We start from the raw sequence: 14795 nt of genomic DNA, 5'->3' as shown, positions 1-14795 counted from the left end.
AGAAGTTATGCTTCCTAAATGTCACAATTGGATAAGAGTTGATATTAATGAAAACTTAGTAAATTTTATTTTATAAAATAAAGTTAGTTTTTTATAAAAAGTAATGTATCTGAAATGTCGATTGATAAACAAAAATATTTGAGGGTGGCTCTAGAAATAAAAATCGCGACTGTATGTTTAAATAGTGACAGCACTCATAATTATTATATTTTGAAATATTTCTATGCTATTTTTCATCTTTAGACCATGACCTTTTTCTTAATTTGGGACTGGCCTGTTCTTGATGTGACATTGGCTTAATTTTTACAGTTCGCAACGCTGAGCATGACCTTTTTCTTAATTTGGGACTGGCCTGTTCTTGATGTGATATTGGTTTAATTTTTATCTCCAGATTTGCAGGCACTACTTCTTTTAACCTATCTTTTGCATCATCTTTAGTGGTTACTTCTTGAGCAATAACTTTATCAACCTCCGTTTTAAATGAATGGCACAATTTTCTCTCTTCTTCATTCGTCGAATGTGTGAAAAAATTTTTAGTTTCTGCTGCTAAATCTGCAATGGCCATTAAGCAAAAGGCTGGGCCAGAAATAACCGCACCAATTGCAGCGCTAAAACCCCGGGTAAACGGCCATACTAATACTGCAAATGGCATTGCCATCAATAAAGTAATTATCAAACCTAAATAACAGATGCCTTTCCACGCTACAGAATAAATTGATTGAATAGAATCAAAAATCTGTCCAATGATATTAGAAATTTTTTTAAATAATCCTGATGGTTGTGCTTTAAAGTCTGCTTGCGCTAAATTTTTTGACATTTCTAAGTCTACACCTAAATCCTTTCCTCTTTGAATGATGAAATCATGGAGCGTGCCTTTAAAAGCTTTTGAATTTGCGGAATTCTTGATCCATTCAATGCCATATTTGTTTCTTACACCCTTTCTAATACTTAGATATTGATAATCTTGATTAAGTTCTGTCATTAATGTGTCACTTAACTTCTCTCCATTTTTTTTTGTGATCAATAGCTGATCTATTTTGATTTGGAGATTCATGAGCTTTGCAACGTCCTTCATTTTTTTTTGATTTTCTCTATAAAAATGATCAATATTTGCAAAAACCTGAACTAAAACGTCTTCATGTGGAGTTGTAATGTGTATATGCTTGTCTGTTATGGTGTTGTTAATGCTGATAATAGATTTTATCATATGCTTGATTACTTTCTTGTTTTTCTTAGCATCTTTTTTTAATTCATGTAAAACACCTAAAAAATGCACGCAAGCATTTCTCACCCCAGCTTTGCATTGCTTTTGTTTTGCACTTACGTCCTGAAAAGCTTCCACCAACTCTGCAGATGGAACTATATCAACATAATCTCTCCATAGCTTTGTCTGCTGATTAGTTGGATCAAGATGAAGTAAAGTATCTCTGTTCATAAAGTCTAATATTGCATTCCCTGTGTTCCTTGCTCTCCCACCAAAAATCTTCGGTCCAGCTAATAAATCATTAAAAGCATGGCCAAAATCTATCCGTGCAACTCTAACATTACCGTCCTTATCAGTAAATGCAACCATATTGCCAGGATTGACGTCATGGTCACCGCTTATCATTGAGCAAGCCAATGCTTTGGCTACGTCTTTTCTCATTAGTATTTTTGCTGGATCATCTCCACCCAGATAAAAAACATTCTTTGCCTTTCCTGATTTCTTAAATGAAATTTTAACGTGTTTATTTTTTGGTGTTGTGCGCCACAATTCTAAATTTTGTTTCTTAGCATAACCTTCAAGCGTTGCCCCTTCGACAAGGTTTTTGATGTGTCTTGAAGCAAAAAGAATTCTTTGCTTCCCTTCGTCAATTACCAAAGTACCTTGAGCTATTAACTCTGGTGAATTTTCTTGATTGGAACCTGTGATAAACTCCAGCACCTTGGAGGCTATACAATCTGCAAAATTTTCATTATCGGAATATCGAGCTTTTAGCTTTCTCTCAAGTGGTGCATCTAAAATAGATAATTTTAATTGATAATCATCATCACCTTTTTTAACAGCGCTACTACCAGTTTTGCCACCGCAATGTTTTTTGTTTTTTATATTAAAATCTTGAATATGCGAATGAACCACAGATACATCTTCTAACAATTTTTCATAAGCTAATGCTACAATAACTCTTTATGTAACACAACTCAAACATGTGATACTACAATTTCAGCTTGCTTTCTGCTAATATGATAACCAAATGCAAAACATACTAAAGCTCATATACAAATTACGTTTAAATATGTTATAAAATCAGCAATAAAATTACTTGGGTAAGGGATCTTTTTGATGGTATTATAGTCGCAACATCGCAAATCAAAAATTCTACATTAATAACAGCAGACCAAATTATTTTGAATAATTACGAAAAGTCAATTTGGTGATAGTAATTTGGTTATATTGATTATCAAAAATAAATTGTTTGTTTTTTCATTTATTTTAATTAAATTTAATTAATATTATTTCATGCTACAGTTAAAAAGATATGAATAAATTTTTACCAATAATAGAGATTTATAATTTTATTCTACAGATTGTAGGTTAAAAAATAGCCAAGAGGAAGCTATTAAATATTATACTATAGAAAGAAATTTTGAGGTAAGATGAGTAAGGTAAGGAAATGGCCAAAAGAAAAATACAGGGTGATAAACTTGGGAATTTATAATAAAGACCTGAAAAACAGGTGGGTGCATAGATCTTTAATTTGCACAACAAAGTTTTTTTTAAAATCCACCAAATTTTTATTGCTTTTGCGAAAGTCGTACTCTAATGTCAGCAACTTCTTAAACTTAAGATGATATATTGTTAATGATCAGACCAATTCACAACAGAAATACTAAACTTATCAAAGATGGTAAATATAAACGCTCCCTAAAGGACAGGCATATTCAATTAATTGCGCTAGGAGGTATTATTGGTTCAGGATATTTTCTTGGAACTGGTGAAGTTATCAACCAAGTTGGTCCATCCGCTTGTCTTGGATATATATTTGGAGGGTTAATAGTCTTCCTCGTTATGTTATGTATGGGAGAGCTGTCTGTTGCTATCCCTATATCAGGATCATTTGTTACTTACACAGCTGATCTTATTTCACCTAGAATAGCTTGTGGAGTTGGCTGGTCTTATTGGATTAGCTGGGTAATGTATATTCCAGCCGAATGTATTGCTGGTGGCATTATAATGGAGTATTTTACTGGAATTAATGGATATGTTTGGGCTGTGCTTTTCGGACTTATCATTACATGGATAAATATAACTGAAGTGTCGATGTTTGGTGAAATTGAATTTTGGTTATCTTTGATCAAGATTATTGCTCTTATGGCTTTTGTAGTGATAGCAATTCTAATTTTCTTTGGCTTTATACATGGTGATCAACCTTCTGAAATCATTGGTGGAAAATTCATTTCTGACCAAGGAGGATTATTTCCTAATGGCATTCCAGTCTTATTGACTACAATGGTTATATTGTTAGTAAATTATCAAGGCTCTGAGATTGTAGGTCTTGCAGCTGGTGAATCTGCTAATCCTTCGAAAATGATACCTCATGCAATAACAAATGTTACTCTAAGAATTCTTTTTATCTACATTGTCCCAGTATTTTGCCTAGTATTAATTTTTCCTTGGTATAAGGCAAATTTAGACCATATTGTATTTGCTGATGCATTAAATTATTATGGATTGACTTGGGCTGGAGCAATTGCAAGTTTCGTGACTCTTACAGCAGCCATCTCTTGTGCTAATTCAGGATTATATGGTATTGTACGGGCGCTGAATGCTTTAGCTCGTGAAGGGATGGCACCTCACAAATTAGCTTTACTCAATCATAATGGAGTTCCGCAAAATGCGGTCATTGTTACATTAGTGGCGATTTGGCTAGTAATAGCTCTTGCTTATTTTTTTGGGCAATCAACAATATATATTTCTCTACTATTAGTTTCTGGCTTTACAGGGTTAATGGCATGGATATCTATTTGTTGGGCTCAAATCAATTTTCGCAAACGATTATATAAGGCAGGTTACACTACTAAGGATTTAAAATTTAAAACACCATTATCTCCATACACAGGTATTACAGCAATTATTTTTATGACAGTCTGCTTAATATTTTTATTATTAAATGATAACTATGAATATAAAATTGCATTTATTATTGGAATTATTAGTTTTGTAGTGCCTATAATCATACACAAATTTCATAGTAAGCGTATAGATCATAAAAAAGAAGATGACGCTAATAGATCGTTACAATTTAAAGATATTTTCCCAAAGCGAATTTAATGTAAAAGTTGAACTAAAATGAACCCAAAACATGAAGTGAAAGTTAAGCAATATTTTATATAATCCATAATATAACATTTCAAAATTATTATAGGGGAATAATGATTTGAAAAAGAAGGGTTGCCATGGGAATTATAAAATCTGAAAAAAATTAAAGGAAGTTATTAATAAATACAATTTTTACAGATTAAATCAATCTATTGATTTTCTTACCTCATTATAGTAGCCTGAAAACATAATAATCTTGTGTGTTATTTCAATATGTTATGAGCTTTAACACTACATTATTTTTTATTACCTTTTTGTGATAAGCGTGTTGATATGTTAAGTTATTTTTGTCTTACTTTTTTGGTAACTTACACAAAACACAGTACCAAAGTATTTTTATGGGTTATTTATGATTAGATATTTAGTATCAATAGCTTTTTTATTTTTAGTATTTTGTAATTTTACTCAATCTTTTGGGTGTTCTGGCTGGGGACATATTGATCGGGTTAACAATAATACTATATTGGCTAAAAATCGAGATGAAATTGTTTCTGCTCAGGCAGTCAAATTATATAAACCAGCTTTTGGTAAGAAATATATTGGATTGTTTGCGCAAATTCCCGATGGGAATTTTATTACAAAGGCGGGAATAAATGAAAACGGATTAGTGGTAACATCACTGTCTATAAGCACGCTTTTTCATAAACATATTCTAAAATGTCCAGGCGATAGAAAGCATTCTGAAGTTATAAAAGCTATGCTAGAAAATTATAATTCTGTGGATGAGGTTTTGAATGACGCAGATAACTTGTTTAACCATACTGAACCTGTGGTCTATATGTTAGCTGATAAGAGCAAGATTAGATATGTTGAAGTTGCGCCAAAACCTAATTATAAATGCGATGGCAATACTACTTTGAATAAATACTATATTGGTAAGGAAGATAATAGTGGATATATATGGCATACAAACCATTATAGAGCTATAGAAGCACAGCAGTATAATGAAAAAGAATATATAAGTACTTACATTAGACTGAATAGAATAGAAGAATTGCTAAAAGGCGTTACTAATTCTAATACTATTGAGAAATATTTGGAATATGCGCACGATGAAGCTAACGGCCCAAACAACAGCTTGTTTAGATATAATGTTGGAGATAAATTAGAGAAAACATTAGCTACTTGGCTTGTAAAAATTCCGCATGATAATTCTGCGCCTGTATTAAATGTTACAATGTATCAATATGTTTTAGTAAACCAAAACATTACAAAAACAGTCAAAGTAGACTCTATAAATCATCAAATTGAATTGAATAATAGTGCATTTGACTATTTTGAGCCAATTTATGGACGACCTACGGTATGCAAGATATCTCGAAAATAATTACCTCTCAAAATCAGCTTTTACAAGCAAGTCTAGAGGAAAATAAGTAATATTAGGTATTTGGTGATTCACGTAACAAAAGTTGATTCAATGTATATTGAATTTGTGCGACTTATTAATAAGTGTTGTTTAATATATGTTGATAATGTATAAGTTTTTATCAATTTAAAAAGTTAATCGTAAAAACTCTATATCATTTTGTGTAAATGACAGAAGCAATATTTGAATTTTTAGTCCAATTGGATGATATATTATGGAACCGTATAGGCCTGTTGATAATTTTATCGATAGGTGTGTATTTAACAATTTATTCAAAGTTTTTTCAATTTAGAGCTCTATTTAAATTAAAAACGTATATAAAAGATTTAATTATATGTGCAGAAAAAGGTAAACAAGGTATACATCCTATAAAGTTGTATTTTGCATCGATTGGTGGAATGATAGGATTAGGTAACATAGTTACTGTTGTAAGTACTGTAACAATTGGGGGTCCCGGGAGTCTTATATGGCTTTGGATAGCATCGTTCCTTGGTATGTTAGTTAAATATTCTGAGGTTTATTTAGGGATAAAATATCGCATTAAAAACAATGATCATGGGTTTGATGGCGGACCAATGTATTATCTTAGAATTGCCTTTAAAAATAAGATTTTGCCAGTAATTGTATGCCTTTTATTATGCATATACGGCGCTGAAGTTTCACAATTTTTAATTTTAACTGATACAGTAGCAGGGACATTTTCTTTAAATAGATATTTGGTTATAGCAGTGCTGTTGTTTTTTATATTATTAACCTCAGTTAAAGGTATTAATAGATTTGCAAATGTTTGTTCTGCAATGATGCCACCATTTATGTTGGTATATATGGCATTGGGTATATGGATAATATCAGATCATTATTCTGATTTGCCAAATATATTTTCTTTAATACTGTCATCATTCTTAGATTATAAATCTCAGGTAGGTGGTGTAGCAGCAGGAGGTATACTTTTAGCTGCTCATTATGGTGTTTCTAGAGCTGTTTATTCAGGAGATATTGGGATAGGTTATGATTCAATAATTCAGAGTGAAACACAAACAATATATCCAGAAAAGCAAGCTAGAATGTCAATATTTGCACTGTTTACAGATTCTTTAATTTGCACTATAAGCATATTAATACTTTTAGTAACGGGTATGTGGGAGGTTAAAGGGTTGCAACCATCTGAATATGTTGTAAGTGCATTAAAATTATATTTGCCAAATGTTGAATATTTTATGGCTGTTCTTTTCGTGTTTGCAGGCTTTACAACGATAACTGGTTACTTAGTTGTAGGACAAAAATGTGCGAAATATTTAAATAAAAAATATGGGCAGTGTTTGTATATTTTATACTCTGTGTTTGCATTTATATTTTTCTCATTTTATGCTCAAGAGCAAGTTATTCTTGTTATGAGTGTTTCAGGGGGGCTTCTTATGGTTATAAATATGATTGGGGTTTTTAAATTAAGAAAATCAATAGAATTTTTATAATAAAATTATCATGTATTTGAAGAAAAATAAGGTCAAAACAAGAAAGTCAAGATCGTTCTTTTTCAGCAATTATAAAGCGCTAAAGCAGTTTATATTTAGGGCGTTATTTATTATAATAAGCATAGCTATCTTTTTTTTGGTTATTTGTAAGGCATATTATTATTTTCGTAATCCTATTGATATAGAGCATATTCCTTTGATCAAAAAAGATGATAGATGCATCAAAAGAAAATTTGAGCAAAATGATGGTTTAATTTTTTCTAATCAGGATAAATTAATTTATAACAGCATCAAGCAGAAAAATGAGAAAATATACGATTCACAGTCAAAATCTGAAAATATTACCCAGGACTTTTCGCACAAGCAAATTTTTGACATAGTACAGGATATTAAAAGGGATAATATGAGTATCAACGAAAATGATAATAGTAAATCTGACCCCTCAATTCATCAAAAACCAGGTATAAAGAGCATTTTTGAGCTATTAAATTAATAAAAACATATTTATAACCTCTCCTTAGTATGAAGGTGTATTAATGCTGAAATCATGGATTGGTTTACATAGTTTGAGAGTCGTGGGATATAGGTACGGTAACAAAAATTAATTCTCCTTTTTAGAAGTTTCACCCAAAGCTTTATCTATGTTCTCTTTTCCCCATTCTTGATAGATGTTATGTAATTCTTCGTTTAACTTATTAAACAACCCCAGCTTATTAGTGTAGGAGAAGTAATAGATAATTTTTGGAATTAATATATAAATTATCCATCCAAAAGCGCATGACGAATATATAACAAGCCAAGTGTGTGGTATTGAGATAATAATATAAGAAATTTGCTCAATGTTACTAGGATGAAATATAATCTCTAGGAATAAGTGGATGCTACCAAGGAAATTAAACAAAAATATAATTTGAGTTAAAATTTTTTTTGGATTTTTATCAATAGATATAGCAACTAGTGTTGGCAAAAATCCAAAAAAGGTTAAAATAAATAGGTTGGTAGAAATAAACGATAAACCAAGCGATATCACAAGTAACAAGATCATCAATATAACAGATCTGTAATCATTAAAAATAGAATCAATCTTGTGATTTTCTTTCATGATGCAAGGCTAAGAATTTAATTTGTTTTTTGCTGAATCAATAAAGGATATAAAAAGTGGATGAGGAGAAAACGGCCTTGATTTATATTCTGGGTGATATTGTACACCAATAAACCATGGATGGCTTTTTAACTCCATTGTTTCTATATATTTACTATCAGAAGACATACCACTAAATTTTAAGTCACTATTTATAAACTCACTCATAAAGCTAACATTAAATTCATATCTATGTCTATGTCTTTCTTCAATTTGTGAAGATTTGTAGATATTTTGAATTTTAGTATTTTTTTCTAGAGTACATTTGTAATTACCTAATCTTAATGTACCGCCAATTTTTGCTTTAGATGATTTATTTTCCAAATTATTATCTTTAATTTGATTTTGCATTAAATCAAATATATTAGTGCATTTTAGGTCAAACTCAGTCGAATTAGCATCTGAAATATTTAAAACATTTCTGGCAAACTCAATTGTTGCTAATTGCATACCCAAGCAAATTCCAAAGAATGGAATTTTGTTAATACGTGCAAATTTTATTGCTGAAATTTTTTCTTCAATCCCTCTTTTTCCAAAGCCTCCAGGCACGACAATGCCATCGACATTGTGAAGTTTTTCTGAAACATTATTATCATTAATATTTTCTGCTGCAATCCAAATTAGCTCTACTTTACATTTATGGTACATTTCTGCATGCTTAAAGGCCTCAATTAAAGATTTATAAGAATCCTTAAATGAATGATATTTGCCAACCACAGCTATGTTGACCTTTCCTTCGATCAATTTATTGTTTTTATCTATATCTTTCCAGATAGATAAATCAGCATCATCGTTATAGGGTAGGTTAACAATTTTTAATATTTGTCTATCAATGCCTTCATGATGATAAGCTAAAGGTATTTTATATATTGAATCTAAATCTTGTGATTGAATTACATTTTCTTCTTTAATGTTGCAAAATAATCCAATTTTTTTTCTTTCATGCTCTGGGATTTTTTTTTCGCTTCTGCATAATATAATATCTGGTTGAATACCTATGGACCTCAGCTCTTTTACTGAATGCTGAGTTGGTTTTGTTTTAAGTTCTGATGCATGCTTCAGGTATGGAACAAGTGTTAAATGAATATAAATTGTGTTTTCTTTTCCAAGTTCATACCCTAGTTGTCTTATTGCTTCAAAATATGGTAGCCCTTCAATGTCACCTACTGTACCGCCAATTTCGCACAATACAAAATCCACTAACCCACTTTCATCTAAAATAAATTCCTTTATTAAATTTGTAACATGTGGAATTACCTGAACTGTTCCACCTAAATAATCTCCACGCCTTTCTTTTAGTAATAACTTAGAGTATATTTTTCCACTAGTAATAGAATCTGATTTTTTTGCAGATATTCCAGTAAACCTTTCATAATGGCCAAGATCCAAGTCTGTTTCTGCCCCATCATCTGTAACAAAGACCTCTCCATGTTGAAAAGGGCTCATTGTGCCTGGGTCAATGTTTAAATAAGGATCAAGCTTTTTTATTCTCAATTTATATCCTTGAGCTTGTAACAATGCTGCAATTGATGATGTGGCTATCCCTTTACCTAATGATGAAACTACACCACCAGTAATAAATATAAATTTAGTCACTAATTTTTACTCCATTTTTGGAACGTTGGTCTCGCCTGCAACTTTATCCTCATGGGCATGTTCACTCTCCAGCGATTTGATAATGGACTGCTCATCACTATGTTTATTTACTGAATTTTTTGCCAATAACAGGCTATTAGCCATAAAGATTAATATAAGAAATATTGTAAATTTACTTATAAATGAAGTTTGTGATCTGCTAGGCATTTGACCACCAGCATTGCTTACAACAATACCATCACTACTAGATTTTTGAAATATAATAACCAATGATATTAAGATAGTTATGAAAATTTGGAAACCAAACAAGAAAGATAACATTTTTTTCTTTAAAAAATTTATGTTTTATATTAATTAGTAGCTTATTAATTAGTAGCTAAGTATTAATACATTATTAATCAGGATTAATCAAAACCTTTTATGAATAAATTTAAGAAAATAAATTATAAGTTTATAATTTTTAATTTTATTTTTTTATTTGTAGTATCTTATTTTGTATTTCATTGCTTTATTGGTGAAAGAGGATATATCAAAATGAGGTATTTAAAAAAAGAAGTGATTTTTAAGAAAGACGAATTGGCAAAATTAGATGGCGAAAGAAAAGATTTAGAAAATAAAGTTAACTTGATTTATGATGAAAGTATAGACAAGGACTACCTTGATGAACTAGCAAGGAGGTACTTTGGCTTAATTAATGAAGATGAAATATGTATATCGGACAACAACAAAATAAAATAAAACTATGGTAGGGTTTTACGTTGCCTGTTTTCCAAAGCTAAGCCCCTTAAACTTATTGTTAAATTTAGATACTTCAGTTGCCTTAGTATTTACATAATTTGCCTCCTTAGTCCAGGCAGGGTGCGTTGTTGGGTCAATATCTAATTTTAAAATATCTGTTGATACAGTTGACCTCGTTATGAATTTAGTTCCATTAGTCATTTCAACAGTAATCTCTCTATAGTTCGGATGAAGTGAGCCCTTAAGCTTTGTTGAAACTGATTTTTCCTTTTTTATTGCTTCTTCTTTTTTATTTGATACTTTTGCCATGAAGTTATTAATGGTATTTAATCTATCTTTTAATTACATAATATTTGATGTAAGAGCAAGAAATTTTTTTAATAACTGGCAATTTCTGTTTACATGGCTGATAAAACGTTATAATTATAGTATTGAAAATAATAAAGTCTGTTTAATAGAATGGTTGTAAGTTTAAATAAAGTGACTCTTATTGGTAATGTAGGAAAGGAGCCGGAGATAAGATTAACGCAAGAAGGTAAAGAAATAGTAACATTCCCACTTGCAACGACTGAGAATTGGAAAGATAAAAATAGTGGAGAGCGTAGAGAAAAAACAGAATGGCACAGAATAGTTGTGTTTATCCCTGCATTGGTTAATATAATAAAAAATTATGTTAACAAGGGTACTAGGATTTACATTGAAGGATCGCTTCAAACTAGGGAGTGGAATGATCAAACTGGAATAAAGAAATATACAACGGAGATTGTCCTACAAACTTACAATAGCACAGTGATACTTCTTGGTAATAAAAATAGTAATAATAAGTCTTCCAATATACATGGTAGTGATGTTGAAGATGTGATAGATGATGAAGATGATGATCAAGTGCCATATTAATTAAACAAATTCAATAATTTTTCTTATGTCCAATTTATATAGAATAGGCGTAGGTATAATGATGCTTAATACTAAAAACCAGATTTTTGTTGCCGAGCGAAAATATCCGAAAAATGCTTGGCAAATGCCACAGGGTGGAATTGAGTTAAATGAATCTCCTAAGGATGCAGTATTTAGAGAAGCTATGGAGGAGATAGGAACAAATAATTTTAATATTATTGCTGAATCTGGCGGTTGGTTAAAATACGATTTTCCGTCAAAATATACAAAACAATGGTTTGAAGGAAAATATATTGGGCAAAAACAAAAATGGTTTTTGCTGAATTTTTTAGGAACTGATGATGAGATAAATATAAATGCTGTCGGTGCAGAGTTTGTGAATTGGAAATGGATTGATGTGAGTGAATTAGAAAAGATTATAGTTAATTTTAAAAGGGAGATGTATAGAAAAGTTGTCAGTGAATTTAAATCCTTAATTTTAACAAAATTAAATGAAACTTTCTGAATTTGATTTTGATTTACCTAAAAATTTAATTGCAAAGTATCCTAAATACCCAAGAGGTAGTTCTAAATTGCTGTATTTAAATGGCAATTCTAAAATTTACGATTATGAATTTGCTGGTATATTGAAATTATTTAGAAAAGGTGATTTATTAGTTTTAAATAATAGTAAGGTAATTCCGGCATATTTAGTAGGGCAAATTCACAATCCATTAGATATAGTAAAAGACATAATAGTATATTTAAACAAAGAAGTGGACTCTGATAAATGGGTTGTTTTTGCTAAACCTGGAAAGTTCATAGAGATAGATAGAAAAATAATTTTCAAAAACGACTTGGTTGCTACAGTTTTTAAAAAATTAGATTCAGGAGAGGTTATTTTAAAATTTAATTACAGTGGACCTGGTTTGTTTGGTAAAATTTGTGATATTGGTAAAATGCCAATCCCTCCGTATTTTAAAAGAGAACCGGAGGAATCAGATGTTTGTGATTACCAAACTGTATTTGCAAAGGATTTTGGTTCTGTTGCTGCTCCTACTGCCGGCCTCCATTTTAGTTCTGAAATCATAGAGGAGATTAAAAATATGGGTGTAAAAATTGCTTATATTAGATTAGATGTTGGTGCTGGAACATTTTTACCAGTAAAATCTGAGTCTATCCATAATCATAAAATGCATTCTGAGAGATTTATTATTTCTGAGCAAACTGCAGAAGTAGTTAATCAAACTAAAAGAGAAGGAAATAGGGTTATATGCGTTGGAACAACTTCGCTTAGAGCGCTCGAATCATCTTGTGATGATAAGGGGTTAATTATCCAGCAAAACGGTGAGACTGATATATTTATAACGCCTGGATATAAATTTAAAATTGCTGATTGTTTGATTACTAATTTTCATACCCCTAAGTCTACTTTATTAATGCTTGTAAGTGCGTTCTCTGGTATATATAATATCAAGAAAGCCTATAAACATGCCATAGATAATGAGTACAGGTTTTTTTCATATGGTGATGTTTGTTGGCTAGATAAATTAATAAAAAGCACAATCAAAAGTTGAAATACTCATCTTAAAAATATAATATATCATCTATAGATATAATTATGTTTAGGATTAAAATATGGCAAAATCTTTTAAAGAATTACAAAATGAAAATAAAGCTATAACAAAGCAATTATCAAAATGCGCTGTTAATGAATCTATAATTAGCAAAAATTATAAAGAGCTTAATACCAAGTATGAAAAAATTTTGGAAGAGAATAAACAAATAAAAAATAGTGAACAATTTAATAAAGTATTGGGCATTGTTCCAAGAATTAAAAATGCACTAGAAAGCTGTAAAATTGTAGATAAGGCATTGCAAGAGTGTAAAAATGACAAATATCTGTACTATTCGGGCTCACAGATTAATAAGGATATAATACCGATAATACCGTATGGTTACGGGACTTGGGTGTATGATAAAATATACAGAGACAAAGAAGACACCTCACCCTTACCTGAAGGCACTCTTGAAATTAAACCTGGAAACTTTGTGAAACCTGGATTATTTAAGGACGCCATAACAGAGTGGAATCAAAAAGCAACATTCTTTCCATATACACAAATATATTCCTATGGTGGAGATATTGAAATGTATTGCCGTGGCTCAGGTGAATCCGATAAAACTGATCCATGTATAAAAGCAAATGGATTTAAATCTGATAAAGGTCTAGAAGATGGATTTGTGGTTACCTTTCCAGGAGAAGATAAGGATCAGCATGTCGGTCTTAAAAGCCTAGAGGCGTATTTAAATATTCCAAAGGTTGCGCAAAATATACTTATTATTGATGGACGTGTGGATAATAAAAAAGAGGGCGTATACGATTATTTGGATTATTTTAACACGTTAAATCAACCTGAAGCGGAAGCTTTTGCTGATAAGGTCTCAAAAAATATATGCGGGAATAACTCGGTTGATGGGGTGCAATTTGATGTTGAACCATTTAGTTTTACGGGAGAAGGAGGAAGTGTTTCCGGATCTGGGCAAAAATACTTCTATTATCAAATTGCCAAAAATTTTGCTGGGTGGAATGGACATTCAGGTGATAACACAGGTGTAAATCCAAATCTTACCAATGATCCACTTGGATGTGTAAATGCAAATCATCCTAATGGAAGATTTTTTAGCATATTCACTTTTGCAAAATCGATAACACCTGACGTAAAAACAATGTTAACGCAGTATGGTAATGGTTGCGTTATGGATTCATTATATGATTTAGGCCCCTTACCTGGAGGTCAACTAAATTCAGTAGATGACTTTAAAAAGTATGCCGCACAAGAAATAAAAGACATGCGGGCACTAAATGTTCCATATCAATTGGCGATACCGGCCGCTGCATCCGCACATGAATTTGAAACCAAAGCTGGTCAAGTAGCAGCTGGAGCAGGAAATCAAATTGAATACATTAAAGCAGTAATGGAGCTGATAAAACCAGAAGCTTTAAAAATACAAGATCCTAATTTTAAAGGAATAGGTGTTTGGTCATATAATCAAAAAATGTATTGGCATGGTGATGAATACACCCCTGCCTCCCCTTCTGATACAACAATGAGTTATATTGATTCAGCAACATCAGCAACTGCACACGACGAATTATAAACTCTTTCGGCGATACCAGATTTATTGTTTGGTATTGCACATTTTGCTATATAGCAAAATATCTGCCCCCCCGAGCTATAATTG

Annotated in this window: 14 protein-coding genes; 9 read left to right on the top strand and 5 right to left on the bottom strand. The window is 31.1% G+C overall.

Annotated features, from left to right (window positions below):
• Positions 1-226 precede the first annotated feature (226 nt).
• Entirely contained in the window at positions 227-2137 is a 1911-nt protein-coding gene (locus N3Z17_RS06365) for a hypothetical protein (protein ID WP_282471879.1), read from the bottom strand.
• Between the two features lie 705 nt (positions 2138-2842).
• On the opposite strand from N3Z17_RS06365, the gene N3Z17_RS06360 reads away from it, so the two are divergent.
• The 4 genes from N3Z17_RS06360 to N3Z17_RS06345 all read left to right on the top strand — a co-directional run bounded on the left by N3Z17_RS06360 (position 2843) and on the right by N3Z17_RS06345 (position 7691).
• Entirely contained in the window at positions 2843-4312 is a 1470-nt protein-coding gene (locus tag N3Z17_RS06360) for an amino acid permease (protein WP_282471878.1), read from the top strand.
• Positions 4313-4709: 397 nt separating this feature from the next.
• Complete coding sequence (locus N3Z17_RS06355) at positions 4710-5687, top strand: carcinine hydrolase/isopenicillin-N N-acyltransferase family protein (RefSeq protein ID WP_282471877.1); 978 nt, start codon at positions 4710-4712, stop codon at positions 5685-5687.
• 206 nt (positions 5688-5893) lie between these two features.
• Positions 5894-7198, top strand: a complete 1305-nt coding sequence (locus tag N3Z17_RS06350; RefSeq protein ID WP_282471876.1) for an amino acid carrier protein — start codon at positions 5894-5896, stop codon at positions 7196-7198.
• 10 nt (positions 7199-7208) lie between these two features.
• Positions 7209-7691, top strand: coding sequence for a hypothetical protein (locus N3Z17_RS06345; protein ID WP_282471875.1), 483 nt, complete (start codon positions 7209-7211; stop codon positions 7689-7691).
• Positions 7692-7799: 108 nt separating this feature from the next.
• On the opposite strand, the gene N3Z17_RS06340 is transcribed toward N3Z17_RS06345, so the two are convergent.
• The 3 genes from N3Z17_RS06340 to secG are packed head-to-tail and all read right to left on the bottom strand — an operon-like array spanning position 7800 to position 10256.
• On the bottom strand, positions 7800-8300 hold the full coding sequence (locus N3Z17_RS06340) for a hypothetical protein (RefSeq protein WP_282471874.1): 501 nt from the start codon (positions 8298-8300) through the stop codon (positions 7800-7802).
• Between the two features lie 9 nt (positions 8301-8309).
• Positions 8310-9935: a CTP synthase gene (locus N3Z17_RS06335; RefSeq protein ID WP_282471873.1), complete on the bottom strand. Its 1626-nt coding sequence runs from the start codon at positions 9933-9935 to the stop codon at positions 8310-8312.
• 6 nt (positions 9936-9941) lie between these two features.
• Positions 9942-10256 carry a preprotein translocase subunit SecG gene (secG, locus tag N3Z17_RS06330; protein WP_282471872.1) on the bottom strand — a complete coding sequence of 105 codons (315 nt, stop codon included), beginning with the start codon at positions 10254-10256 and terminating at the stop codon, positions 9942-9944.
• Between the two features lie 99 nt (positions 10257-10355).
• On the opposite strand from secG, the gene N3Z17_RS06325 reads away from it, so the two are divergent.
• Positions 10356-10673, top strand: a complete 318-nt coding sequence (locus N3Z17_RS06325; RefSeq protein WP_282471871.1) for an FtsB family cell division protein — start codon at positions 10356-10358, stop codon at positions 10671-10673.
• A 15-nt stretch (positions 10674-10688) separates the two neighbouring features.
• On the opposite strand, the gene rpmE is transcribed toward N3Z17_RS06325, so the two are convergent.
• A complete protein-coding gene (gene rpmE, locus N3Z17_RS06320; protein WP_282471870.1) occupies positions 10689-10982 on the bottom strand; it encodes a 50S ribosomal protein L31 in 294 nt (97 codons plus the stop codon).
• Between the two features lie 150 nt (positions 10983-11132).
• Here rpmE and ssb point away from each other — a divergent pair, with 150 nt between their 5' ends.
• From ssb to N3Z17_RS06300, 4 genes are all read left to right on the top strand, one after another.
• Positions 11133-11570, top strand: coding sequence for a single-stranded DNA-binding protein (gene ssb / locus N3Z17_RS06315; protein WP_282471869.1), 438 nt, complete (start codon positions 11133-11135; stop codon positions 11568-11570).
• 25 nt (positions 11571-11595) lie between these two features.
• Positions 11596-12075, top strand: coding sequence for an RNA pyrophosphohydrolase (locus N3Z17_RS06310; RefSeq protein WP_282471868.1), 480 nt, complete (start codon positions 11596-11598; stop codon positions 12073-12075).
• Positions 12062-13126: a tRNA preQ1(34) S-adenosylmethionine ribosyltransferase-isomerase QueA gene (gene queA, locus N3Z17_RS06305; RefSeq protein WP_282471867.1), complete on the top strand. Its 1065-nt coding sequence runs from the start codon at positions 12062-12064 to the stop codon at positions 13124-13126. Before N3Z17_RS06310 ends, queA begins: the two co-directional genes overlap by 14 nt.
• A gap of 61 nt (positions 13127-13187) precedes the next feature.
• Positions 13188-14711, top strand: coding sequence for a hypothetical protein (locus N3Z17_RS06300; RefSeq protein ID WP_282471866.1), 1524 nt, complete (start codon positions 13188-13190; stop codon positions 14709-14711).
• Positions 14712-14795 lie beyond the last annotated feature (84 nt).

This window comes from Candidatus Bandiella numerosa (genome assembly GCF_029981845.1).
Taxonomy (GTDB): domain Bacteria; phylum Pseudomonadota; class Alphaproteobacteria; order Rickettsiales; family Midichloriaceae; genus Aquirickettsia; species Aquirickettsia numerosa.
This window is presented reverse-complemented; position numbering and strand designations above follow the sequence as displayed.

What these genes read in the sequence shown, in the direction of transcription:
- N3Z17_RS06350 (WP_282471876.1), top strand. Translation starts at nt 5,894, where the DNA reads ATGACAGAAGCAATATTTGAATTTTTAGTCCAATTGGATGATATATTA.
- N3Z17_RS06325 (WP_282471871.1), top strand. Translation starts at nt 10,356, where the DNA reads ATGAATAAATTTAAGAAAATAAATTATAAGTTTATAATTTTTAATTTT.
- queA (WP_282471867.1), top strand. Translation starts at nt 12,062, where the DNA reads ATGAAACTTTCTGAATTTGATTTTGATTTACCTAAAAATTTAATTGCA.
- secG (WP_282471872.1), bottom strand. Translation starts at nt 10,256, where the DNA reads ATGTTATCTTTCTTGTTTGGTTTCCAAATTTTCATAACTATCTTAATA.
- N3Z17_RS06340 (WP_282471874.1), bottom strand. Translation starts at nt 8,300, where the DNA reads ATGAAAGAAAATCACAAGATTGATTCTATTTTTAATGATTACAGATCT.
- rpmE (WP_282471870.1), bottom strand. Translation starts at nt 10,982, where the DNA reads ATGGCAAAAGTATCAAATAAAAAAGAAGAAGCAATAAAAAAGGAAAAA.
- N3Z17_RS06300 (WP_282471866.1), top strand. Translation starts at nt 13,188, where the DNA reads ATGGCAAAATCTTTTAAAGAATTACAAAATGAAAATAAAGCTATAACA.
- N3Z17_RS06360 (WP_282471878.1), top strand. Translation starts at nt 2,843, where the DNA reads ATGATCAGACCAATTCACAACAGAAATACTAAACTTATCAAAGATGGT.
- ssb (WP_282471869.1), top strand. Translation starts at nt 11,133, where the DNA reads ATGGTTGTAAGTTTAAATAAAGTGACTCTTATTGGTAATGTAGGAAAG.
- N3Z17_RS06310 (WP_282471868.1), top strand. Translation starts at nt 11,596, where the DNA reads ATGTCCAATTTATATAGAATAGGCGTAGGTATAATGATGCTTAATACT.
- N3Z17_RS06345 (WP_282471875.1), top strand. Translation starts at nt 7,209, where the DNA reads ATGTATTTGAAGAAAAATAAGGTCAAAACAAGAAAGTCAAGATCGTTC.
- N3Z17_RS06355 (WP_282471877.1), top strand. Translation starts at nt 4,710, where the DNA reads ATGATTAGATATTTAGTATCAATAGCTTTTTTATTTTTAGTATTTTGT.